Annotated in this window: 18 protein-coding genes; 5 read left to right on the plus strand and 13 right to left on the minus strand. The window is 68.8% G+C overall.

Annotation, left to right across the window (positions count from 1 at the left end):
* Positions 1 to 109 precede the first annotated feature (109 nt).
* A complete protein-coding gene (locus DQ384_RS08055; protein ID WP_114028097.1) occupies positions 110 to 1,321 on the plus strand; it encodes a YveK family protein in 1,212 nt (403 codons plus the stop codon).
* Positions 1,318 to 2,658 (plus strand): O-antigen ligase family protein, encoded by a 1,341-nt coding sequence (locus DQ384_RS08060; protein WP_147268690.1) that lies wholly within the window; start codon positions 1,318 to 1,320, stop codon positions 2,656 to 2,658. The genes DQ384_RS08055 and DQ384_RS08060 overlap by 4 nt, the downstream gene beginning before the upstream one ends.
* Positions 2,659 to 2,695: 37 nt before the next feature.
* On the opposite strand, the gene DQ384_RS08065 is transcribed toward DQ384_RS08060, so the two are convergent.
* Positions 2,696 to 3,970: a DUF2252 domain-containing protein gene (locus DQ384_RS08065; protein ID WP_220182831.1), complete on the minus strand. Its 1,275-nt coding sequence runs from the start codon at positions 3,968 to 3,970 to the stop codon at positions 2,696 to 2,698.
* A 573-nt stretch (positions 3,971 to 4,543) separates the two neighbouring features.
* Here DQ384_RS08065 and DQ384_RS08070 point away from each other — a divergent pair.
* Complete coding sequence (locus tag DQ384_RS08070) at positions 4,544 to 4,819, plus strand: M15 family metallopeptidase domain-containing protein (protein ID WP_114028100.1); 276 nt, start codon at positions 4,544 to 4,546, stop codon at positions 4,817 to 4,819.
* 106 nt (positions 4,820 to 4,925) lie between these two features.
* On the opposite strand, the gene thiL is transcribed toward DQ384_RS08070, so the two are convergent.
* Both thiL and DQ384_RS08080 read right to left on the minus strand, forming a co-directional pair.
* Positions 4,926 to 5,996: a thiamine-phosphate kinase gene (gene thiL / locus DQ384_RS08075; protein ID WP_114028101.1), complete on the minus strand. Its 1,071-nt coding sequence runs from the start codon at positions 5,994 to 5,996 to the stop codon at positions 4,926 to 4,928.
* 45 nt (positions 5,997 to 6,041) lie between these two features.
* Entirely contained in the window at positions 6,042 to 6,665 is a 624-nt protein-coding gene (locus DQ384_RS08080; protein WP_181871092.1) for an HIT family protein, read from the minus strand.
* Between the two features lie 249 nt (positions 6,666 to 6,914).
* On the opposite strand from DQ384_RS08080, the gene DQ384_RS40310 reads away from it, so the two are divergent.
* Together DQ384_RS40310 and DQ384_RS08085 are read left to right on the plus strand one after the other, a co-directional pair.
* Positions 6,915 to 7,661, plus strand: a complete 747-nt coding sequence (locus DQ384_RS40310) for a hypothetical protein (protein WP_147268691.1) — start codon at positions 6,915 to 6,917, stop codon at positions 7,659 to 7,661.
* The gene (locus DQ384_RS08085) at positions 7,654 to 8,328 is read left to right on the plus strand and encodes a class I SAM-dependent methyltransferase (protein ID WP_181871093.1); all 675 of its coding nucleotides are present in this window, start codon (positions 7,654 to 7,656) and stop codon (positions 8,326 to 8,328) included. The genes DQ384_RS40310 and DQ384_RS08085 overlap by 8 nt, the downstream gene beginning before the upstream one ends.
* Here DQ384_RS08085 and DQ384_RS44100 read toward each other — a convergent pair.
* From DQ384_RS44100 to DQ384_RS08135, 10 genes are all read right to left on the minus strand, one after another.
* Positions 8,325 to 8,963: an HIT family protein gene (locus DQ384_RS44100; RefSeq protein ID WP_425451434.1), complete on the minus strand. Its 639-nt coding sequence runs from the start codon at positions 8,961 to 8,963 to the stop codon at positions 8,325 to 8,327. The two genes, DQ384_RS08085 and DQ384_RS44100, sit on opposite strands and share 4 nt — an antisense overlap.
* 782 nt (positions 8,964 to 9,745) lie before the next feature.
* Positions 9,746 to 10,843 (minus strand): DegT/DnrJ/EryC1/StrS family aminotransferase, encoded by a 1,098-nt coding sequence (locus DQ384_RS08095; RefSeq protein ID WP_114028104.1) that lies wholly within the window; start codon positions 10,841 to 10,843, stop codon positions 9,746 to 9,748.
* Positions 10,840 to 11,511 (minus strand): acetyltransferase, encoded by a 672-nt coding sequence (locus DQ384_RS08100; protein WP_114028105.1) that lies wholly within the window; start codon positions 11,509 to 11,511, stop codon positions 10,840 to 10,842. Before DQ384_RS08100 ends, DQ384_RS08095 begins: the two co-directional genes overlap by 4 nt.
* A 94-nt stretch (positions 11,512 to 11,605) precedes the next feature.
* Positions 11,606 to 13,090: an oligosaccharide flippase family protein gene (locus DQ384_RS08105; RefSeq protein WP_220182833.1), complete on the minus strand. Its 1,485-nt coding sequence runs from the start codon at positions 13,088 to 13,090 to the stop codon at positions 11,606 to 11,608.
* A complete protein-coding gene (locus DQ384_RS08110) occupies positions 13,087 to 14,298 on the minus strand; it encodes a glycosyltransferase family 4 protein (protein ID WP_114028106.1) in 1,212 nt (403 codons plus the stop codon). The genes DQ384_RS08105 and DQ384_RS08110 overlap by 4 nt, the downstream gene beginning before the upstream one ends.
* 2 nt (positions 14,299 to 14,300) lie before the next feature.
* Positions 14,301 to 15,422 carry a DegT/DnrJ/EryC1/StrS family aminotransferase gene (locus DQ384_RS08115; RefSeq protein ID WP_114028107.1) on the minus strand — a complete coding sequence of 374 codons (1,122 nt, stop codon included), beginning with the start codon at positions 15,420 to 15,422 and terminating at the stop codon, positions 14,301 to 14,303.
* Positions 15,419 to 16,579 carry a glycosyltransferase gene (locus tag DQ384_RS08120; RefSeq protein WP_114028108.1) on the minus strand — a complete coding sequence of 387 codons (1,161 nt, stop codon included), beginning with the start codon at positions 16,577 to 16,579 and terminating at the stop codon, positions 15,419 to 15,421. Before DQ384_RS08120 ends, DQ384_RS08115 begins: the two co-directional genes overlap by 4 nt.
* On the minus strand, positions 16,576 to 17,544 hold the full coding sequence (locus DQ384_RS08125) for an NAD-dependent epimerase/dehydratase family protein (protein WP_114028109.1): 969 nt from the start codon (positions 17,542 to 17,544) through the stop codon (positions 16,576 to 16,578). The genes DQ384_RS08120 and DQ384_RS08125 overlap by 4 nt, the downstream gene beginning before the upstream one ends.
* On the minus strand, positions 17,541 to 18,578 hold the full coding sequence (locus DQ384_RS08130) for a Gfo/Idh/MocA family protein (protein ID WP_114028110.1): 1,038 nt from the start codon (positions 18,576 to 18,578) through the stop codon (positions 17,541 to 17,543). Before DQ384_RS08130 ends, DQ384_RS08125 begins: the two co-directional genes overlap by 4 nt.
* 83 nt (positions 18,579 to 18,661) lie before the next feature.
* Positions 18,662 to 22,642: a DUF4082 domain-containing protein gene (locus tag DQ384_RS08135; RefSeq protein WP_147268692.1), complete on the minus strand. Its 3,981-nt coding sequence runs from the start codon at positions 22,640 to 22,642 to the stop codon at positions 18,662 to 18,664.
* Positions 22,643 to 22,674: the final 32 nt, after the last annotated feature.

Here is a 22,674-nt window from a genome sequence, read left to right on the forward strand (position 1 = left end):
CTTGAGGGCGATATGACAACGTTCCGAGGTGCTCGGGCGTCTTACCTCGGCGGTTCGGCGGGGTGGGAACGCACGGATGTGGGCCGCCGGGCGGGGGTGAAGGGACACTATGGACCTGCTTGATTCGCTGCGCGCACTGCTGAGGCGGTGGCCGGTGACGGTGACGTTGCTGGCCGTCACGCTCGCGGCGACCATCGGAGCGTTCTTCGCGATCCCTTGGCAGTACGAATCCAAGGCCACCGTCGTCTTCCTGTCCTCCAGGAAGGGATCGCAGCCGGTGGGCGGCAACCCCTGGCTGGCCTTCGACGGCTCGCTGACGATCACGGCCGAGGTCATCTCCCGCGGCATGAGCGACGAGCGCACGCTGCAGAAGCTGAAGGACGAGGGCAAGACCGCCGAGTTCACCGTGGGCCTCGCCCAGGACTCGCGGGGCCCCCTCCTCGACATCACCGCCACCGGCCCCGACCCGAAGATCGCCCAGGCCACCATGGAGACGGTCGCCGAGCTGAGCCTGGATCGCCTGACCGAGGTCCAGCAGAAGTCGTCGATCCTGCCGGACGCGACGATCCGGGCCGAGCTCGTCACCTCCTCCGACGAGGCGCAGCTCACCCCGGAGAAGAAGATCCGCATGCTGGTCATCATCTTCGCCGGCGGCATGCTGCTGACCATCGGCGTCCCGCTCTTCCTGGAGTCCATGGCGCAGAAGCGCCGCCGGGCGAGCCAGGGCGGCGACCCGAGAGCCGCCATGACGGGCCCGTTACCCGTCGTCCCCGCGCACCAGCAGCGGATGCCCCGCTCCAACTCCGCCCCCCGCCCGAGCGGCCCCACGGTGCCGCGCAGCCGCCCCCCGGCGCGCCCGCCGAGGCCCATCGAGCCGCCCGAGCCGCGGGTGTACGACCGCCGCGTCACCTCCCCGTCCCCGTCCCCGTCCCCGTCCTCGGGCAGGCCGCCGGGTCCGGGCGCCGAGCTCCGTGACCCGTGGGCCGACCAGAAGCGCACCGAGGGCTACAACCCCACGACTCCGGCTCCGGCCAAGGTCGAGGGCGACCTCTACGTCAACGACAACGACCGGCGCGGTCCGTCCGGCGCCGAGGGCAGGGGCAACGGCGCCCGTCCGTCCCGGGGCCTGGCGCAGGGCCAGCCGTCCGACCCCCGTCCCTCCGCCGCGGCGACCGACAAGTTCCCCGTCCAGGGCCGCCGCGCCCGTCGGCCGGCGCCCGGCCAGGGTCCCGGCCCGGCGCCCGCGGGCCGTCCGGGCGCGGACGGCGACTCCGATGACGAGCCGTACGTCGTGTTCGACCCCACCAGGCCCGGGCGGTGACGAGCACACCTTCGGTCGAGCGGATCCACGCCCCCGGTCGGCGGCCTCCGGAGCGCCGCTCCAGGCTGCCGAAGAAGGCACGCGTGGACCCGGTGACGATCATGACGTTCTTCCTGGTCGTCCTGTTCGTCATGCCCGCCCGGTATGTGGTGGGCCCCCTCGGCGGCGCCGGTTCACCGTCCTCGATGGTCGCCGTGCTGCTGCTGGTCTGGTACTTGATGTCCACCTTGTCCCCTCGGTGGACGCCGATCCGCGGACGCCAGCCCGTCCGCGCGGTCATCGTCTTCTTCGCCCTCGCCGTCCTCGCCAGCTACGTCGCCGCCAACACCCGCCCGCTGTCCGGGGACGAGCTGAACGCCGCCGACCTCGGGCTCGTGCTGGTCGCCGGATGGGCGGGCATCGCGTTGGTCACCGCCGACGGCATCACCAGCATGGACCGGCTGGAGACGCTGCGGCAGCGCATCGTCATGGGAGCGAGCTTCCCGGCGCTCGTCGCGATGGTGCAGTTCTTCACCGGCATCGAGGTCACCCAGTACCTCGCGCTGCCCGGCCTGGTCGAGAAGGGCTCGGCCGTGCTGTTCGAACGCGAGGGCTTCTTCCGTCCGGCCGGCACCGCCACCCACCCCATCGAGCTCGGCGTCGTCCTCGCCGCCATCCTGCCGCTGGCCCTGCACGGCGCCATCTTCTGCCGCGTCCCCGAGCAGCGGCGCAAGCGGTGGACCATGGTCGTCCTCATCGCAGCCGCGCTGCCGATGAGCGTGTCCCGCTCGGCGATCCTCGGCCTGTTCGTCGTGATGCTCGTGCTGCTGCCCACCTGGCCGTCGGAGTGGCGGCTCAGGGCGGTCCTCATCTTCGGGGCGTCGTCCATCGTGATGCGCCTGCTCATCCCCGGCCTGATCGGCACGGTGCTCAACCTCGTGTCGGTCATCGGGTCGGACGAGAACTCCACCACGCGCACCGGCGACTACGACGCCGTGGTCGCGGCCGTCTCGCAACGCCCGTGGTTCGGGCAGGGCTTCGCGACCTACCTCCCGCGCATGTACCGGGTCATCGACAACCAGTACCTGATGTCGTCCCTGGAAACGGGTCTCGTCGGCCTGCTCGCGCTGCTCGTCTTCCTGCTCGCCGGCTGGGTGCTGGCCCGCCGCGCCCGCCGCGCCGCCGTCGACCCCGAGACCCGCCATCTCGCCCAGTGCTTCGCGGCCTCCTCCGCCGTCGCCATCTTCGGCTTCGGCACCTTCGACGCCTTCAGCTTCCCCATGATCACCAACGTGATGTTCCTGATCCTGGGCTGTTGCGGCGCCCTCTGGCGCCTCCAGACCCAGCCCCGCGCCTAGGCGTCGTCCTAGCGGACGGGCACGGGCGCCGGAGCCGTCAGAACAACGGGACGCCGCTGTTCTTGGCGGTGACGTAGGCGTGCCAGTCGCCGGTGACCTGGTCGGCGTAGCCGGTCGCGAAGGCACGGGTCTCCGTCTGCAGGCCCGGCACCGACGTGATCGCGTTGTCGATCGCCGCGTCGGCGGAGTAGGTCACGCCGGTGCCGGCGATGTCCTTGTCCGCGCGCGAGTGCGCGGCCGCCAGCAGCCTGCCGACGTCGCGCACCGAGTCGTCCCAGATCGCCGAGGTGGTCAGGTCGTCGATCGAGAGATCCTCGGCGAACGGTGACTTCTCCTTCACCAGCACCGGCACGCCGCCGACGCCCGCCCACCCCGCCAGTGGATCCGACTCGTTGACCAGCCACCGCAGCGCCAGCGCCGGACGCTGCCCGCCGGTCAGCGTCGTCGTCCCGGGGGCGAGCGTCTTGGGGGCGGGGTCGACCTCCTGCTTCAACTCCAGGATCCGGTCGTCGGACGTGCCGGAGGTGTCGCCCTCGACCAGCGCGTACCAGCGGAACCGGCCCAGGCTGCCCGTGCCCGCGCCGAGCCGGCGCCGGACGTCCTTCACCACGGCCTCGCTCGCGGACAGCGGGTCCTGCGCCGTGGTCCGGTACGCCGCGACGGCGGCGACGACGGCGGAACGGATCGAGGCGGGCACCGTCAGCAGCTCCGGGTCGGCCTTGAACACGCGCGTGGAGCCGCTGAGCGTGGTCCGTTTCGCCAGCAGGTCCGCGCGCTTGTCATCCTCGGACTCGGCGATCAGGTCCGCCGTCAGGTCCGAGGTGTTGCCGGCGGTGAGCCGCCAGTCCGCCTCGTCGTCGTCGCCGTGGAACTTGTCGATCCACTGCGCGTACTCCGACACGAGCGTGTTCACGTCGGTGGTGATCTGGCTCGCACTGCGGCCGTTCTGCCGGCCGGCCAGCACGATCGAGACGGCCTCGCGGCGCAGCTCCCACGTCCACGAGCCGCGCCAGGCGTCGTCGGTGTCGGTGAGGGCGAACTGCTCGACGTTGTCGGCGCCGCGGTCGGCTCCGGTGTTCTCCAGGTGCACGTCACCGGTGATCCACACGTCCGCGCCGGCCGTGGCGTAGGCGGAGGCCGGAAGCTCACCGAGGTCGCGGTAGTACAGCGGCGAGGTCCCGCGGAAGAACGACCACGGGCTGGACGCCAGGATCTCCGTCCGGGTCAGCAGGTCGTCGTCGGTGGCCCCGTTGTTCAGCGTGTGCAGGGCGTGGTCACGCTGGTAGATCACGGCGACCGGATCCCGCGTCAACGCCGCCTCCGCCGCACCCCCCGGAACGACCAGACCCGCGACGATGATCACGGCACCCGCTAAGACGGCACCCCTGGAACGTCGATTCATGCCCGAACACGTACCCCCCAAAGATGAGCACCCGATGTCCCCCACATGACACAAAAACGACACAACCGAAGGCCCCCGCCGGGGCGGGGGCCTTCCCTGGGTTCGGGTCAGGCGTTGGGGACGCGGTCGAGGAAACCGACGGGGACATCGCCCGAGAGGGGCTGGCGACTACCCGGGTCGTGGGCCGACCTCAACGCGACCTGGCCCAGGTACACCAGGCACTCGGCGACACTGCAACCGCCGAGACGACCAGGGCCGAGGCAACAGAGATCTTCCGCGTACACGGTTCCCGCGAGTACGGCGAACCACCGGCGTAGCAGGGCCGGCCACCGTAGGAGCGGCTGAGTACGGGAACCGCCGGCGTAGCGGCCGGCCGCTGTAAGAGCGGTCGGAGGGGATTACAGCGTTTTGAAGCACGCGGGCTCATCATGGCCGTCGGCGTTCCGTCTGGGGCGCCCATGTTCGATACCGAAGGCGCCTTTCATGGCTGAATTCGTGCTCCTGTCCGACCCGCGGATCGCCGCGCTCCCGGTGAAGGAGTGTGGCGATCCGCGGGTGGACCTGCGCACCATGCCGGTCATCCGCCTCGACCACCGTCTCGCCGACCCCGAAGGTGCCCGGGGCAACGCCACGCCCCCGGAGAGCGACGAGGCGTGCTACACCGCCTCCACCGAGATCTCCGAGGAGAGCCGCGGGAACCGCGGGAACCGCGACACCCTGGGCAGCGCCCTGACGTCCGCGGGCTTCGCCTTCGAGTAGTGCCTCCAGGAGGGCGTCGAGGACGCACCGACCTCCTGGCAGTTCAGAAAAGGGAAAAGCACGCTGACCGGTGTGAGGATCTGATCCGACTACTCGTAAGGACTCCTTAGATATTGTGTCGCCAGGGAGATCCCGGGAGAGTCTCCATGGCGCCTGAGGCTCGGCGGAGTAGAACGGCTGGATCCTCTGTGGCCCAACCGATCTCGTGGAACGAGAGACCGGTGCCACGGAACATCTGCCTGAGCCTTTCGAGTTCCGTTGGCTGGACGGTGAAAGTTAGCTGAAAGTCCACGGAATCACCGAAGATGAGGTCTGCGGTGGGAGGGGCGCCAGGTAGAGCGGAGACCGCTGCGACGAGGTCAGAGACCGGGATGGCCCTCTCGTCGACTACAAAGCCGACGTTACTGGACGTGGAGATCGATTCGATCGTCGCCTTAAGGCCGTCAGAGGTGTCCTGGCAACTGGTGACACACCCGCTCGTACTCAGACACCGACCCTCTTGGATACGTGCCAGAGGCCGCTGCCACGAGGAAAGAAGCAGCCGCTCCTTCTCGTCTTCGACTGATGCGCCCTCGGGTTTGAGGACGCCAAAGTACTTTTGTGCCGCGGCCGCGATTCCAGTATAGCCGGTAACACACAAACGGTCACCGGGTCTCGCGCCCGAGCGTAGAAGAGCGCGGCCCGATTCGATCACACCCACTGCGGCACCCGAAAGAATAAGTCTCTCGGCTGTACCGATATCACCGCCCACGTTGGGAGCCCCGACTCGATCGCAGGCATCATTGATGCCATTGATCACCGCACGGAACGTATCATCGGTCATGGTACGTGGATAACGGATCACCGATAGCAGAGCAATCGGGTTGGCTCCCATGGCCGCGATATCACTGAAGTTGGCCATAGCGAGGTAGTAGCCCACATCGTACTCGTTCAAGTGGCCGAGTTCGTACAGCATGAACTTGGCACCCCGTACGTAGTCGGAACCGAGCACGATGTCCTGTTGCCCATCGAGGTGAAAGACCGCGCAGTCATCCTGGGCGTCTGCGCCGACTTTAAGCTCGACCTCCTCCCCACCGGATAGTCTCGTAGACCAGTTCTTGCTTTGGCCGGCGAAAACCGAGCCGATGATATTTGCTAGACGGGTTGGTTCATCCGAGATGTCCGTCAAGTCTGCCATGTCTACCTCCTCTATCCCGGTGAATGATCATTGCGTCGCTCGCGCCTAGGTCGGCGCCGGATTTTCGAAGCGCCAGGAGCGTGTCCGCGCCATGGTCTCACGGTGTGCGTCCTTTCGGACGACAACTGCCCAATCCCACTCTGGGGCAGGGATGCCAAGGACCTCAGCAGCCACTGAACGTAAGTACTGCCGTGGCATCGCGTGGACGGCTTTGTACACCATATGGTCGCTGTCATCGGAGCGGTAATAGTACGGTGCACTGGAAAACGCTGAATCAGCGAGGCGGGTCATATCGCTTAAATGCACTCCGTGAAGCCCGTCACGAGTCATGATACGGTCCACCGAGTCGGCATCGATCGGCAGGAAATGCCAGTGTGCGTGGGTGATGCAGGCCGATCCATCCATCTCCGCCGTGGATCCGTGCTCGAATATCAGCGGGGGGCCGAAAGTGGCGGAGTAATTTGTGTATATCGCTGCCCGGAAGCGGGCGACCTCGTGTTCATGATCTCGGATTATCTGCGAAAAACTGTAATAGTGGCGGTTGGATACAAGTAGCAGGTGACCGACGGTCAGCGGTGATAGGTCCGCGATCAGACTGAGATTGTGGCTCCGTGCGATGAGGCGGCTGGGTGGGTTCCCCTGGTAGGTATGTAGATAGCTTGTATCCATGTCCCCGGCGAGCTCCTGGCATAAATCGGCCCCGGCGCACCGCGCGACCTTGTCTCCCGATGTAACCACCTCCAGTTGCGGGGGGAACCAATTGGGCGGTATGTCCTGCTTGTGTCGCCGAAGCACAAATCCTAAGCGCCGGGCCGATCGTAGGACTACCATAGCGAGACATGGTTACACAGCTAGTCGCTTACGGTCGGCCCAAAACTTGAAAATGGACGCTTCCTTATGCGCCTGAGAACCGCTCGAATGCTCGACAAAGGGACAGTGCTGCTGGGAACGCTGTGTCTCGGCGCACGTCAGTACAATATTCCCTCTGCGCTGTTCTGGGAACAGGTCGTCGCGGAGGCCGGCTATGCGGTCTTTCTGCTGATTCTCGTCATAGGTGTCTTTGGCGTCTTCTCTCCATGGGAGAGTCTCACGGAGAACTCGCGCCTGAATGGCAGGGTCGGCATGCAGCGTCAGATTCTCAGCACATTTGGTCAGTTGCTGGATATGGGAAGGCGAATCAAGCCGGCTATCAACATAACTGATCCAAGCCTGCATATCTGGCGAAGAAAGCGGACCTTAAGGCATCCGTTGAGTGGCGAACTTCTACGCGTGGCCACGTACCGGCTGGGGGCCACGCCGGCTACGAGGAGTTTTCACCCAACCCGAGGGATAGGCGTGATCGGGCTATGTTGGAAATATGACAAAGAGATCGGAGTGGACGTGGCGGAGCTATCTCAAAACCTGACAGATAGCTCCCGGTTCGCTGACTACCAATCGCACCATGGTGTGGATGCGGTCATGGGGCTATCTTGGGATGAGTTCTGTCGGATCAATCATCGCGGCGCTGTTTTCGCGACGCCCGTTCGAGATGGTCGCTCGAAGTTCGTCGGCTGCGTCAGCTTCGATGTCGCGCATGGCTATACACAATTAAACGGCCACCATCTCTGGCATGAGTTGAATCGACTTAGTAACATAATCGGCCATGAAGGATTCCAGGATGTCTGATACAGCCGAAGGTCCGACTCCGTCCTATCGCAAGATTGTCGGAAGAACGCGTGAAGCATACGACCGCAATGCGTCGGAGTATGGATCATTGACCGCCATGTACGAGAGCTTTCCCGGGTTGAAGAACGAGGTGATATCGTTCGTTCGTTCTGCTCCGGCCGAAGGGGCGATTCTCGACCTTGGTGCCGGCGGGGGTAGGGATTCCAGATATATCTCTACTCTGGGGCGGGCCGTGGTTGCCGCGGATATCTCCCTGAGTATGATTCGCCATGCCCGCTCGGGTGTGGCAACCGATATACGAGCTGGTATGACGGGACCTGTTGGCTATGTGCAGTCGGACATCCTGGATCTTCCCTTTGCCGATAGGGCGTTCTCAGGAGTTTGGGCGTGCGCAAGCCTTCTCCACCTACCGTCAGTCGATCTTGTAGGAGCCTTGAAAGAGATCGCCCGGGTCCTTCGGTTCAATGGTGTGGTTTCCATAAGCATGAAGGAGGGGGCTGGTGAAGGGTGGCGTCATGGTGGGAGCCTGCAAGGGGCTCGCTGGTTCACGCTAACGACCCCAGCGCAGATTCTGGATATGCTGTCGATCGTTGGTTTCGACGGCATGGCGTCCAGGTATAGCGGCAGAGAGGGCTGGTTCGTCGCGACTGCTAGGAAGTTTTCCTAATCATCGAGTGGATTCTTCCACGCGTCAGGGTCGCAATTCGGTACTATTTGCCGTATTCCTCCTCTCGGGTCGGGCACGTCACCCATGTAGCGCGGTATGACATGAATATGAAGGTGATCGACGCTTCTCCCCGCTGCGACGCCTTCGTTCACACCGATGGTGTATCCATCAGGACTGTGTGCGCGGTCGAGTATCTGTTGCGACTGCCGAATAAGAGAATAGGCAGATTTGATCTCCCGCTGTGACAGATCGAAGAACGATATCACGTGCCGCTTCGGTACTATCTCGATATGCCCTGGCGTCGCCGGGAAATTGTCGTATCGACTGTAAAAGTTACTGTTTTCGCACATGACTCGATTTAGGGATGGATCGTCTTTATGGCAAAAGAGGCAAGTTGTGACGGTTCTGTCCCCCTTTGGTCGACGGAATGCCGCGAACCTGAATCCCAATATGTCGGCGACTTTGGTCCATATTCTATGTTTCAGGCCCGTCCATCTGTTTGATGGTCTGATCAGGCCGTTGCTCGTATCTGAATCGCTTGGCATGGTTACAGTGGTCACCGCACCCCTTCCTTGCCCGATGGACTGGTCGGGCGGACGTTTAGTGCAATCCTGATCGATTTTGCTCGCCAACATCTTGACGCACACTATCGGCTGCCGCAGGTCGTTCACGCAACTTCCTGTACAAGCAACACAGTGCTTACAGGTAGCTTGCAGATGGATCAGGGGTCTTAGGGCGTGTGCTGACCTACCCAAAGTGATGAGTCCATCACGGATGGGGCGTTCTGACAGGCGTGCAGCTCCGTTGCGGCAAGGCGCAAAGCCGGCAGTGTTACGGAAGGTGGCCGGGGGCTTGGCCCTATGCAGGCAGTGAGGGCATCAACGCACCGCCCATCGGCGCCTGGACTGTCTTTCTGCTACCACATGCGGTTGCGATCGCAGGGCGCTGTCCAAGTTCGTGCTGGTAGGCGGCGTGGTAGCCGTGAAATGCATAACAGCGTGGCAAGCCCGTCCAGAGGGATCCAGGTCTGTAGCCATCCGCAGTTAAGGCCACTCCAAATTGCTGATTTGGGTCGATGCCGCCATTCGGCGCTAAACGGGCCGGAATGTGATCTGTTGGCGTGGCGTTATAGGCCGGTCCGCTGGACTCGTCCCTGAGTGGTCGCTCGCTGTCTTGGCCTCGGCTGGACGAGGCTTTGTTCAGCGATGGTGCGGCCTACCCGATCGGCTCTGGGGTTTCCTTGAGAGGCCGTGCTTGGCTGACGTTGACACACCGGCCTGTGCGGTGGCCGTGACCGTCAGGCTCCGCACCCGTGCAGCTAAAGGGTGTATTCACCAGCGCAGAAGAGTCCCGGATCGAGGTAGTCAGGAGTTGCCGAGGGACGCTAGGGAACGTCCCTCAGCGGGTTGAGCGCGGGTCAGAGGTGGTTGAGGATTTTTTCGAGGGTTTCTGCTACCTGTTCCTGCTGGCTGGGGGTCAGGTGGGGGTGCATGGGGAGGCTGAGGATTTCGGCGGCGGCCTTCTCGGCCACGGGGAAGTCGCCGGGGGCGTAGCCGAGGTACTGGAACGCCGGTTGCAGGTGTACGGGGGTCGGGTAGTGGATCTGGGCCTGGATTCCGGCGGCGTGCAGGCTGGTCATCACCTTGTCGCGCGAGGGGACGCGGACGACGTACAGGTGCCAGACGTGCAGGTTGCCGGGCGCGGTGCGCGGCAGGCGGACGCCCTCGATGCCGGACAGCAGCTTGTCGTAGCGCTCGGCCGCCGCGCGGCGCAGTTCGTTCCACCGGGCCAGGCGCTTGAGCTTGGCGCGCAGCACCACGGCCTGCAGGGTGTCGAGGCGCGAGTTGAAGCCGAGCGTCTCGTGCCGGTACTTGGCCTCGCTGCCGTGGTTGGTCAGCAGCCGGACGGCGCGCGCCAGCTCCGGTGAGGAGGTGAGGACGGCGCCCGCCTCGCCGTACGCGCCGAGGTTCTTGCCCGGGTAGAAGCTGGTCGCGGCCAGGCCCACGGCCGGGCGGTTCTGCTGCTCGGAGCCCTGCGACTGCGCGGCGTCCTCGACCAGGGTCAGGCCGCGGCGGGTGGCGAGGTCCTGGACGGCCGCCATGGGCGCCTGCTGGCCGTACAGGTGGACGGGCAGGATCGCCGCGGTGTCCGGGCCTACGGCGGCCTCGGCGGACGCGGGGTCGATGAGCAGGTGGTCGTCGTCGCAGTCGGCGAGCACGGGACGCAGCCCGGCGCGGACGACGGCCTCGGCGGTGGCGACGAACGTGTTGGCGGGCAGCACGGCCTCCGCCCCGGCAGGGGCGCCGGCGGCGCGCAGGGCGAGCTCGATCGCGTCGGTGCCGTTGCCGATGCCGATGCAGTGCGGTACGCCGGAGTACTCGGCGTACTCCTTCTCGAAGGCCGCGACGTCGGGCCCCTGGACGAAGGCGGTGTCCTGGAGTACCCGGTCGAACCCCTGGAGCACCTCCTCGGCCACCTCGGCGTGGGCGGCGCGCAGGTCGACGAATGGGATCATTTGCTGTGCTCCGTGATCACTGTGGCGGGACGGATGAACCGTGCGGGCACCCCTGCCCAAACCTCTCGGGCGGGGACGTTCTTGGTGACGACGGCGCCCATGCCGACGAGGGCGTGGGCGCCGATGGTGAGGTTCTCGCGGACGAGCGCGCCGGAGCCGACGTAGGCGCCGCGCTCGACGCGCACGCCGCCGGCCAGGCGGCATCCCGCCGCGAGCGTGACGAAGTCCTCGACGACGTCGTCGTGGGTGAGGGTGACGTGGGGCATGACGCACACGTGGGCGCCCACGGTGACGGCGGCGGTCAGTACGACCTGGGCCAGCACGACCGATCCCGGGCCGATGGTGGACGAGCGGGACACGCTCGCGGCCGGGTGCACCAGCGTGGCGTACCGCTGGGGGGGCAGACCGAGGCGGGCGGCGATGCGGGAGCGTACGGCGTTGTCCTGGGGGTTCGCGGTGCAGATGACGATCTTGGCGTCCTCGCGCTTGACCGCCTCGTCGGACCCGGCCAGGACGGGCACGCCGTCCACGATCGTGCCGTGCTTGGCGGGGTCGTCGTCGAGGTGGCCGAGCAGGTCCCACGTGGGGGACACGTCGTTGATCGCGTGGACGACCTGGACGGTCTCGCGGGCCAGGCCGCCCGCCCCGACGATCAGAAGCGGCGTCATCGGGGCTCCTTCGCGATCGGGGTGATGGACATCATCATCGGCGGCGCCACGAGCGTCCCTACGGGCGGGACCCGCCGCGGGTTCATCGGAGCGGTCACGTCGTCTCCTTCACGGCGCGCAGGACGCTGCGGCGGCGGTAGCCGTACAGGCCGACGACCAGGACGGCGAAGGCGCCCGCCGCGGCGAGCACCACGATGTCCGGTGAGAGGGTGCGGACGGCCAGGACCGCGACGGCGCCGACGGCCAGGGCGGCGAGTACGGCCTGCCAGAGGTTGGCGGCCAGGTCGACGATGTGGACGCCGGACCGTCTGAGCTGGCCGAGGTAGGTGGGCAGGACGACGATCGCGGCGACCGCCACCAGGGCGATGGCCGCGCCGCGCAATCCGTCCCGGTTGACGCCGATCCACATCGCGGGGACCAGCACGATCAGCCACAGGGCCTGCACGGCGAGCACCGCGCGGGAGCGTTCTAGGACGACGAGGTAGTCGTAGACCAGCTCGAAGAAGATCCGCAGCCCGGCGAGGACGCCCAGCCCGGCCAGTGCGACGGCCGCCGGCGCCCACTCCTCGCCGTACACGAACCTGATCACCGCCGGGGCGGCCCCGCTGAGCAGCAGGCAGACGGGGAGCGTGAGCCCGACGAGGAGCCCGGCGACCGCGACGAACGACCGGTTGAGCGTCGGCCGGTCGTGCTGGAGGCGGGCGAACGCGGCGGGCGCGACCGCGCGCACCGGCTGGGAGAACACGGCCACCGGCCAGCCGGAGAGGTTGACCGCGAGGGCGTAGGCGCCGAGGGCCGTGGATCCGAGCACGCCGCCGATGACGAGCTGGTCGGCGTACCCGACGGCGAAGACGAGCAACGACGACCCGGCGAGCGGGACGCCGAACACCAGCAGCCGCCGGGCGACCGCCGGGTCGAAGCCGAACCGAAGCCGTCCGGGGGCGAAGGACACCAGCAGCGTCCCGCCCGCGAGCGACCCGGCGACGCGCCCGATGGCGAGGCTCATCGCGCCCCACCCGGTGAGGGCGAGCGCCAGGGACACCAGCGCGCCGAGCCAGTTGTCCACCTGGTCGGCGATCATCTTGCGGCCCTGCATGAAGTCGCGCTGGATCAGGGCCGCCGAGGTGGCGACCAGCCCGTTGATCAGCACGCTGAGGGCCAGCACCCGCACGGGTCCGGTGGCGGCCGGGTTGCCCATGGCCGTCGCGAACGCGGGCGCGACCAGCATGAACGCGCCGCAGACGATCACGCTGAACACGGCGGACAGCGTGGCGACGGTCGGCACGATCGTGCGCGGGTCGTCGGGCCAGCGGACGATGGCGAGGCTGACGCCGAGCTCGTTGATGCTCAGCATGGCCAGCAGAGCGACCAGCGCGACGGCGAACGTCCCGAACTCGTGGGGGCCGAGGACGCGGGCGAGCGTGATGCCGATGGCGAGCGTGCCGAACCGGGCGGCGAGCGTACTGACAAAGCTCCAGCCCAGTGCCTTACCCGCACGCGCCCGCAGAGCGGAGGCGTCGGACGGGGATGCCGCCGGGGAGGCGGGAGGCGGTGTGGCGCCGGGGGAGAGGTCGGTCACTTGGGGCTCCGGGCGACGGCGTTGAAGTCGTCGCGGGCGTGGGTGCCGCGTAGGCGTTCGTATTTGCGGCGCAGCTTGTATCCGAGGACGCCCGCGGCGGTGCCGACCGCGTCCATGGCGGCGGGCCGCTCGCTCACGGCCTGCTCGTAGATGCCGAGCTGCACCCGCGCGGCCCGTTCGAGGCTGAAGCGCTCGACGACCAGCCGCCTGCCGTACGCGCCCAGCCGCTCGCGCAGCGCTGGGCTCGCGTGGAGCCCACGCAGCATGCTCTCCAGGCGCGGCGCGCCCTCCTCGGCCCCGCCGCCGATGCCGTACCACCCCTGGCCGAGGAAGATCTTCTCGGTCTCAGGGGTGAGCAGTTCGAAGAAGCCCAGCTCCCCCTGCACGATGAGCGGCTTGGCGAACGCGAGCGACCGCAGCGCCGAGCCGCCCATGGCGAGGCACACGGTGGCCGCGGCGTAGGCGGGCCGAGGGTCCAGGAGCTGCCCGGTCACGACGACGACGCGGCGTCCGGCGGCGGCGTTGGCGGCGGCGGCGCGCGTCTCGACCTCGGCGCGGGCGGGGCCGTCGCCGACGATGACGAGCCGGACGTCCAGCTCGGCGGCGAGCCGTCCGACCACGTCGATCGCGGTGAGGATGCCTTCGAGCTTCAGCTCGGCGACCAGGCGGCTCACCACGACCAGGTCGAACGGCCCCGGCTCCAAGCCGAACTCGCGCCGGAACTCGTCCACCGGGTGCCCGGGGGCGTTGGCGACGACGTCGACGGGCGGCTCGATGAGGTGGACGTGCCTGCGGCCGGGCGCGGCGCGCTCCTGGATCTCGCGGGTGCCCACCACCAGCGGAAGCGACGCGGGCAGGAACGGCGCCACGGACATCGACATGATCGTGCACACGGCGGCGGCCGGTCCGCGCAGGCCCGCGTAGAACGCCTCCACGCCCGGCGGCCACTCGTACCCGTGCACGACGTCCAGCCCGCGCCGGACCGCGAGGTCGCGCAGCATGCGCACCGTGGTCATGGACGGCCGCCGTCGCCCGGGGTCGAGCGGCAGGTGTTCGAGGCCCGCGCCGGTGACGTACTCGACCAGCGGGCCCGGCTCGCCGATGACGGCGACCTCGTGCCCCAGCGCCTGGACGGCGGCGGCCAGCTCGACGGCGTTGAGCTGGCTGCCGCCGACCTCCATGGCGTGGGGGTACACCAGGATGCGCACGGTCAGCTTCCCGCCGCCGCGTGGATCGCTTCCACGACCTGGTCGTGCTCGGCGTCGGTCATGGCGTGGAACAGCGGCAGGATCAGCGAGTTCGCGGTCAGCCACTCGGTGGCGGGCAGGTCGCCCGTGGCGGTCCCCGCGTACGCGGGCTCCAGGTGGGCGGCCATGATGCCGCGCCGCGCGGAGATGCCGCGCCCGGCGAGGAACCGCAGCATCTCGTTGCGGCTCAGGGGGAAGTCGTCGGGCAGCGCGATCCAGAACGACTGGAAGTTGGACGTGCCGTACTCGGGGTCGCGCACCATGGTCAGGCCCGGGACGCCGCCCAGCAGGTTCAGGTAGCGCGCCGCGAGCGCCCGGCGGCGGGCGACCATCTCGGGGAGCCTGCCGAGCTGCACCAGCCCGACGGCGGCCTGGAGGTCGGTCATGCGGTAGTTGTAGCCGACCTCGGTGTACTGCTCGGGCGCGGTGGACCCGGAGGCGTGCCGGTCGGCCGCGCTGACGCTCATGCCGTGCTCGCGCAGCCGCCTGGCCCGCGCGGCGACCTCCGGGTCGTCGGTGGTGAGCATGCCGCCCTCGCCGGTGGTGAGCAGCTTGCGCGGGTGGAACGACCAGGCCGACAGGTACGCGCCGGCGCCCACGGGCCGGTCGCGGTAGGTCGAGCCGGCGGCGCAGGCGGCGTCCTCGACCAGGACCAGCCCGTCGTGGGCGGCGCGGATCTCGTCGACGTCGGCGGGCACGCCGCCCTGGTGGACGACGATGGCCGCGCGGGTGCGCGGGGTGCGCGCCGCCTCGATGGTCTTGGCCGTGAGGTTGCCGGTCGCCGGGTCGATGTCGGCGAACACCGGGGTGGCGCCGACGTACTTGACGGCGTTGGCGGTCGCGATGAACGACAGGGACGGCACCACGACCTCGTCCCCGGGGCCGATCCCCGCGAGCACCAGGGCCAGGTGCAGCGCGGTCGTGCAGGAGGAGGCGGCGACGCCGTGGCCCGCCTGGACGCTCGCGGCGAACCGGCGCTCGAACTCGGCGACCTTCGGCCCCTGGGCGACCCAGCCCGAGGCGATCACCTCGCCGACGGCGGCTTCTTCCTCCGGGCCGAACCACGGCCGCATCACCGGGATCATCGCCCGGCCACCTCCCTGATCTCTATTCCCAGGATGTCCGCCAGCAGGCGGACCCTTTGGTTCCAGTCGTGCCGCGCCGCGAAGGCCCGCCGCCGCTCGGCGAGCGCCGGTGTGCGCGGGATCCGCAGCTGCGCGGCGACGGTGGCGGCGTACTCCGCCGGGGTGCGGGCGACCGGGATCAGCGGGCCCGCCTCCAGCCACGCGGTGGCCGGGAGGTCGGTGGAGACGACGCCCCGCCCGGCCGCAAGGTATTCGAGCGTCTTCAGCGGGAAGCTCGCCCGGTTGAACGCGGTGTCGGTGTACGGCGTGAGCCCGACGTCGACGAGCCGCAGGTAGGACGGCAGCTCATCGTACGGCTTTCGCCCCACCCAGTGGACGTTCGCCCGTCCGATCAGCGCGGGCCACCGCTCGGGCTCGTAGTCGCCGGACCTCGGCCCGACCAGCACGAGCGGCACGCCGGTGTCGGCGACGGCCTCCAGCAGGGCGATGTCGATGCGCGCGTTGATGTGCCCGACGAACCCCGCGACGGGGGTGCTGGCCAGTCCGGGGGGCAGGTCGGTGGGCGGCGGCGCGTGGTCGATCGCGGCGTACGCGGACACGTCGCACCCGTTGGGGACGAGCGCCGCGTCGCGGCCCATGCGCGCCACCTGCTCGACCAGGCCGGGGGAGACGACGGCGACCGCGTCCGCCCGGCGGGTCATGCGCGCCTCCGTCTGGGCCAGCCGCGCGGCCGACATGCGGATCAGCGACGCCCCGGCCACCAGGTCGTCGGTGATGTACCGGACGGTGCGGGCGCCCGGCCGGACGTCCAGCAGGTCGGTCGTCCCGGCCACGACGACGGCCCCGATGCCGAGGCCCAGCTTGCGCGCGGCGGCGCGGACGGCCCGCCGGGCGAGGGCCGCGGTGACGCGGTCCACCCCGGGCCGGTACGCGGCGGGCGGCGCCACCGGGCTCAGCCGCCACAGGCGCGGCGCGACCCGGCGCAGGACGTGGCCCGCCTCGCCGGTCTCGGGGTCGCGCAGGCCCGAGCGCAGCGGCCTCGGCGGGTCGACGTACAGGACGTCGGCGAGCGTGCTCAGCCGGTCCGCCATGTGCCGGTCCGTGCCGCTCACGCCGTCGTAACGCGTGCCTCCCGCGTAGACGATCGAACCGTTCACCGAGACTTCTCGGCCCGCCACCAGGCGACCAGGCGGCGCAGGCCCTCCTCCAGCCCGATCTCGGCCTTCCAACCGAGCCGGTCGGCCGCGGCGCCGACGTCGGCGAGGCGGCGGGTGACGCCGTTCACCGCCCGCGCGGGGCCGAACTCCAGGCCGAGGTCCGAACGTCCCATCACGGACATCAGCGTCTCGGCGAGCTCGCGCAGGCTGGTCTCGGCAGAGCTCGCGATGTTGAACACCTGGTCGGTGGCGTCGCTGGCGGCGGCGAGCAGGTTAGCGCGGGCGATGTCCTCGGTGTAGACGAAGTCCATGGTCTGCAGGCCGTCGCCGAGGATCAGGGGCGGCTGCCCGTTCTCGATGCGCTCCATCCAGCGGATCAGCACCTCGGTGTAGAGCCCGTGGATGTCCATGCGCGGGCCGTACACGTTGAAGTACCGCAGGGCGACGTAGTCGAGCCCGCGCATGGCCTTGAAGCTGCGCAGCAGGCCCTCGTTGAACGTCTTGGCCGCGCCGTACAGGGTGTCGTTGTCGTACGGGTGGTGGTCCTCGCGGGTGGGGAACTCGGTGGCCAGGCCGTACACCGAGGCGGAGGACGCGGCGACGACCTTGCGGACGCCCGCGTCGGCGGCGGCCTCGACGACCTCGTAGGTGCCGTCGACCAGCACCTCCAGGGCCAGGCGCGGCTCCTCGGCGCACTGGGTGATGCGGATGGCGGCCTGGTGGAACACCAGGTCCATGCCCGTGGTCACCCGCCGGACCAGCGCGGTGTCGCGGATGTCGCCCTCGACCACGCGCAGGCGCCCCTCGGCGACCGCCTCGGCGGCGGCGAGGTTGGCCCGGCGGCCCCGGACGAAGTTGTCGAGCACGACCACCTCGCCCGCGCCCGCGGCGAGGAGCTGGTCCACGATCGTCGAGCCGATCGTGCCCGCGCCCCCGGTCACCAGGCAGCGGCTGTCCTTGATCATTGAGCGGATCCCCCCAGGTCGATTCGTCTGCCGTCATTCTGGATGCTTCGCCCCGCCGCTTCCAGCAGAGCGAGCACCCGCAGCCCCGCCCTGCCGTCCGTCAGCGGAGCGCGGCCTTCGATGATCGAGGCCGCGAACTCGCTCATCACCCCGCGCAGCGCCTCGCGCTCGGGTAGGGCGGGTACGACGACGTCACCGGTCCGATAGGAGATGAGGGCGGCCCTTCGCTCGTCCTCCCCTACGGCCGAAAGGTCCACCCCCCGGTCGTACACGGCGAGGCGCTGGGCCGGGTTGACGTCGTCCCACACGATCGTGCGGCGCGAGCCGCCGATCACGGTGGTGCGGATCTTGGTCGGGCTGAGCCAGTTCACGTGGACGTGCGCGATGGCGCCCGAGGACAGCCACAGGGTGAGGTAGGCCAGGCACGGCTTGCCCGCCCCGATCGGGTCGGAGCTGTGCGCCGCGACGGCCACCGGGGTCACGCCCTCGGGCAGCACGAAGTCGAGGATCGACAGGTCGTGCGGCGCGAGGTCCCACAGCACGTCCACGTCCGGCTGGACCAGGCCCAGGTTGATGCGGACGGAGTCGACGAACTGCACGTCACCGAGCTCCCCGGACACCACCAGGTCGCGGATCTTGCGGACCACCGGCGTGTAGCAGAAGGTGTGGTCGAGCATCAGCACCCGTCCCCGCTCCTCGGCGAGGGCGACCAGCTTCGCGCCCTCCGCGTGGGTCGGGGTGAGGGGCTTCTCGACCAGCACGTGCTTGCCGGCGTCCAGGGCGGCGCGGACCAGGTCGAAGTGCGTGCGCGCCGGGGTGGCGATGGCCACGGCCTCCACCGCGGGGTCGGCCAGCACCTGCTCGACGGACGACGTCGGCCTCACCGTGGTGTAGCGGCCGAGCACCGCCTTGGCGCGGTCCTCGTCCAGGTCGCACAGCCATTCGAGGCGCAGCTGCGGGGTCGCCATGGCATTGCGCACCAGGTTGGGACCCCAGTAGCCCGCCCCGATGACGGCAAGGCCGATCGATGTCACGCGGATCTCCTCTCCTTCTTCGCGTGGGCCACCGCGCGCGGCCCGCCCGTCAGGGACGAGCGAACCGCACGCGGATGACGTGACTAGCTCGACGGGGTGAACAGCACGTCCACCCAGTAGTTCGCGCCGTTGTAACTGGAGGCCGGGAAGCCCGGGTCCGACCCGTACCGGTAGACGCCGTTTCCGCCCGCCGGCCCGCCGTTGGCCACGGCGTGCAGCGGCGAGTTGTCGACCGGCCCGGCGTTGAAGTAGCCGCCGTCGCCCGCGTAGTGCCCGTTGGGCGCGAGGTAGGAGGCCACGTACACCTGTCCGGCGACGATGCTCACGGGCGTCTCGAAGATCAGCGTCTGCCACCCGGTGGCGGTCTCGTCGGTGAAGGTGCCCGCCGCCAGCATGGTGCCGGTGGCGCTCCACAGGTGGCCGAGGTGGGTCCCGGTGTTGCCCGCGCCCTTGTAGAAGCGGACGCCGGTGACCTGGCCGTCCATCTCGGCCGTGAACTTCACGCCCAGCTCGACCGCGGCGGCGTCACTGTCCTCGGGATGGGCCGGAACGGCGTTGCTCGGCCAGATGGAGCACGGGCAGCTCGTCGCGCCGCCGGTCGTGAACGACCACGACGTGCTGGTCATGGTGTTGTCGGACTCGTCCTTGGCGCCGCTGACCGTGACGGTGTACGTGGTGCTCTGCGCCAGCGGGGCGTCCGGCGTGAAGGTGAGCATGGTGCCCGCCTCGTTGACCGTGTGGGTGCCCGCGACCGTCTGGTCGGCCGCGTTCTTCACCGTGATCGCGACGGTGTTCGCCACGATCGGCTCGCTGAACGTCGCCGTCACCGCGGTGCCGATGGCCACGCCCGTGCCGCCGTGGTCGGGCGACTTGGCCGTGACGTACGGCGCGGTGGTGTCGGCGATCTTGGTGAAGATCACGTCGACCCAGTAGTTGGTCGAGCCCCACGACTCCGTCGGGAAGGCCCGGCTTCCGTACCGGTAGAGGCCGTTGCCGCCGCTGCCCGAGCTCGCCAGGACGCGCAGCGGGGTGGAGGTGACCTGCGAGGACAGGCCGCCCCCCGTCGCGGCGTAGTGGCCGCTCGGCGCGTGGTAGGACGCGACGTAGGTCGTGTCCTTGGTCACCGGCACCGGCGTGTTGAAGTGGACCTCCTGCCAGCCCTGCGTCGACTCGTCGGTGAAGGTGGCCGTGGCCAGCTCCTGACCCGAGGCGCTCCACAGCGTGCCGACGTGCGTCCCGGTGTTGCCCGGCCCCTTGTAGAACCGGACGCCCTCGATGAAGCCGTCCATCGTGGTCTGGAACTTCACGCCCAGCTCGACCGAGCCGTTGTCGTTGACGCTGGGCTCGGCCGGGACCGTCGTCTCGGGCCAGACCGTGCACGGGCAGACGCCCGCCGTCCAGGGCTTGGCGGTGGTGAACGAGAAGCCGATCGGGCTCGTCATCGTGTTGCCGCCGTCGTCCTTGGCCCCGCTGACCGAGACGGTGAACCGCTCGTTCGGCGCCAGCGGCGCGGCCGGGACGAAGGTCAGCGACTCCCGCGTCGCGTCCAGCGAGACGGTGCCCGCCACGGCCGAGTCCGTCGCGTCCTTCAGCGTGAACGTCGCGCTGTCGGCCTGGATCGGCTCACCGAAGGTGATCTTCGGCTGCACGGTCGTCGGCACGCTGGACGAGCCGGGGGTCGGCGTGATCGAGACGGCCGCCGGCGGGTACAGGTCGTTGATCGTGAACTCGACGTCGACGTAGTAGTTGCCGCCGTTGAACGTCTGCGTCGGGAAGCCCTGCCCCGACCGGTAGACGCCGTTGGGGGCGTTCTCGGACGTCGCCGGCGCGCTCAGCGGGGCGTTGACCAGGGGCTGGTAGCGGAAGTAGTCCGCGTCGGCCGCGTAGTGCCCGTTCGGCGAGTAGTACGAGGCGACGTACTGCGTGCCCGCGGTGATGTAGACCGGCGAGGCGAGGGTCAGCTTCTGCCAGCCGGTGGCGGTCTCGTTCGAGAACGTGCCGGTGGCGAGCTGCTCGCCCGTGTTCGACCACAGGGTGCCGATGTGGGCGCCGGTGTTGCCCGAACCCTTGTAGAACTTGACTGCGGTCACGTAGCCGTTGGCCGCCGAACTGAACCGGACGCCGAGCTCGATCGGGCCGGTGTCGCTGTCCGCCGGGTTCTTGGGGACGGTGGACGAGCCGAACAGGCTGCACGGGCAGTCGACGGTGACGTTCCTCGCCACCTCGGCGCCGACGTTGCCGCTGTCGTCCGCCGCGCGCACCTTCAGCGTCATCGTGCCGGCGCCCGAGGCCTTCCAGGAGTACGTCCAGGAGCCGCGGCCGGTGGCGGGGTGCCACGTGGCGCCGCCGTCGGTGGAGACCTCCACGGCGCCGACCTGGCCGCCGGCGTCCGTGGCCGTGCCGCTGATGGTGACGGAAGAGCCATGGGTGATGTGCGCGTTCAGCGCGGGGGCCGTGATCACCGCGGTGGGCGCGGTGTGGTCGGAGGAGGCGCTCGCCGCGCTGAGCCCGGCGACCAGCGACTTGGGCTGCACGCCCATGTCGGCCAGCACGTTCACCGTGGCCTGCTTGATCCGCGTGTCGGCGAAGTTGGTGTCGGTGTAGCTGTCGTGGTCGTCGTCGAGTCCCCAGGACCACTGCACCGTTCCGGCGCCGAAGACCAGCGCGCCGCTCGGCGCGCGGTGGAGCGTCATGCGGTGGGTGGCGCTCTTCTGGGCGACGTTGGTGCCGTAATCCACCAGGACCTGCTCGGCGGTCGACGTCGTGGTGGACAGCGGGACCAGGCCCTTCGGCCGGAATCCGTTGTCGACGTCCTCGTCCCACTCGTAGCCGACGACGCCCGGGACGCTCTGCGACCCGAAGATCTGGTTGGCGACGGACGTGCCGCGCCAGAAGCGCATCTTGCCGTCGGCGGCGGGGACGGTCAGCGGGATCGCCCCGCAGCCGTCGTTGGAGGAGGTGCAGTTCACGGTGAACAGGGTGCCGGTGAGGGCGTTCTCCGGCTTGCCGCCGTCGGCCGGGGGGCTGAACCGCGGGTCGCGCCAGGTGCCCGTCCACACGTTCGCGGCCGGGTCGATCTTGGCGTTCGCGTGTGTCTCCTTGTAGGAGACGAGCGTCCGGTAGTCGTTCTCCCAGCGGGTCTTCCAGTAGACCTCGTTGCCGCTGAAGAACCCGAGGTGGACGCCGTGATCGCGGGCGTTCTCGAACGCGGCGCGCTCCTCGCCCGACCAGTACTCGTCGTGCCCGACCGACAGCACCGACTTGTGGTTCAGCAGCGTCTGCGGCGCCCGGGCCGCGTCCAGCGACGACATGTACGAGACGTTGTACCCGTTGGCCTCGAGCCAGCGCACCATCGGGTACTCGTTGGCGAACACGAAGTCACGCCCCCAGGGGGTGGACTCGCGGGTGTTGAACGGCCGGTCGTAGCTGACCTTGACCGCGCGTCCCGGCGCCACGACGCTGTCGCCGCGGTACAGGCTGTTCAGGACCCTGTTGGGGTTCCCCTCCGTCTGGGGGATGTCCCCCCAGGAGTTGTACGCCTGCCAGGTGCTGTCGGACGTCCGGAAGAGGAGGTCGGCGGTGCTCGCGTCGTCACGCACGACGAAGACGATGTGGGTGTCGTCGCCGGTGTCGGTGCGGGTCACGTGGGCGAAGTAGATTCCCGAGACGGCCGTGCTCGGAACGGTCCAGCTCGCGACGTTCCCCCAGTTGCAGGTCACCTCGCCGGTGGTGGTGTTCTCCGGGCAGCTCGGCTGGTTGCGCGAGACGGAGGTGTCGGCGGGCACCGAGGTGATGAGGCGTGCGCCCTTCCCCTGGTAGTAGCCCATCCGGTAGATGTCGACCTGCAGCTGGAGGGCCGCGGACCGCACCTTGAAGTTGACCGTCTGGCCGAGGTTGACGCTCATCTGGTCGCCGTAACCCTCGACGGTGCCGCGCGGGTCGGTGTCCCACTCGGTCCGGTCGGTCCCCACGTTGTTGTTCTCACAAGTGATCTTGTTACCGCCCGCGTCGCACGGGCCCATGGCCTGTGCGGGCGATGCGGGTGCCGTCAGGAGCGCGGCCAAGGTCAGCACTCCTGCTGAGATGGCGGTCCTGT

It is taken from the genome of Sphaerisporangium album (genome assembly GCF_003323745.1).
In the GTDB taxonomy this organism is placed as follows: Bacteria; Actinomycetota; Actinomycetes; order Streptosporangiales; family Streptosporangiaceae; genus Sphaerisporangium; species Sphaerisporangium album.

Excerpts from the sequence above, each read along its gene's own strand:
- DQ384_RS08055 (WP_114028097.1), top strand. The coding sequence starts at position 110 with ATGGACCTGCTTGATTCGCTGCGCGCACTGCTGAGGCGGTGGCCGGTG.
- DQ384_RS08070 (WP_114028100.1), top strand. The coding sequence starts at position 4,544 with ATGGCTGAATTCGTGCTCCTGTCCGACCCGCGGATCGCCGCGCTCCCG.
- thiL (WP_114028101.1), bottom strand. The coding sequence starts at position 5,996 with ATGGCAGACTTGACGGACATCTCGGATGAACCAACCCGTCTAGCAAAT.
- DQ384_RS08080 (WP_181871092.1), bottom strand. The coding sequence starts at position 6,665 with ATGGATACAAGCTATCTACATACCTACCAGGGGAACCCACCCAGCCGC.
- DQ384_RS40310 (WP_147268691.1), top strand. The coding sequence starts at position 6,915 with ATGCTCGACAAAGGGACAGTGCTGCTGGGAACGCTGTGTCTCGGCGCA.
- DQ384_RS08085 (WP_181871093.1), top strand. The coding sequence starts at position 7,654 with ATGTCTGATACAGCCGAAGGTCCGACTCCGTCCTATCGCAAGATTGTC.
- DQ384_RS44100 (WP_425451434.1), bottom strand. The coding sequence starts at position 8,963 with ATGTTGGCGAGCAAAATCGATCAGGATTGCACTAAACGTCCGCCCGAC.
- DQ384_RS08095 (WP_114028104.1), bottom strand. The coding sequence starts at position 10,843 with ATGATCCCATTCGTCGACCTGCGCGCCGCCCACGCCGAGGTGGCCGAG.
- DQ384_RS08100 (WP_114028105.1), bottom strand. The coding sequence starts at position 11,511 with ATGACGCCGCTTCTGATCGTCGGGGCGGGCGGCCTGGCCCGCGAGACC.
- DQ384_RS08115 (WP_114028107.1), bottom strand. The coding sequence starts at position 15,422 with ATGATCCCGGTGATGCGGCCGTGGTTCGGCCCGGAGGAAGAAGCCGCC.
- DQ384_RS08125 (WP_114028109.1), bottom strand. The coding sequence starts at position 17,544 with ATGATCAAGGACAGCCGCTGCCTGGTGACCGGGGGCGCGGGCACGATC.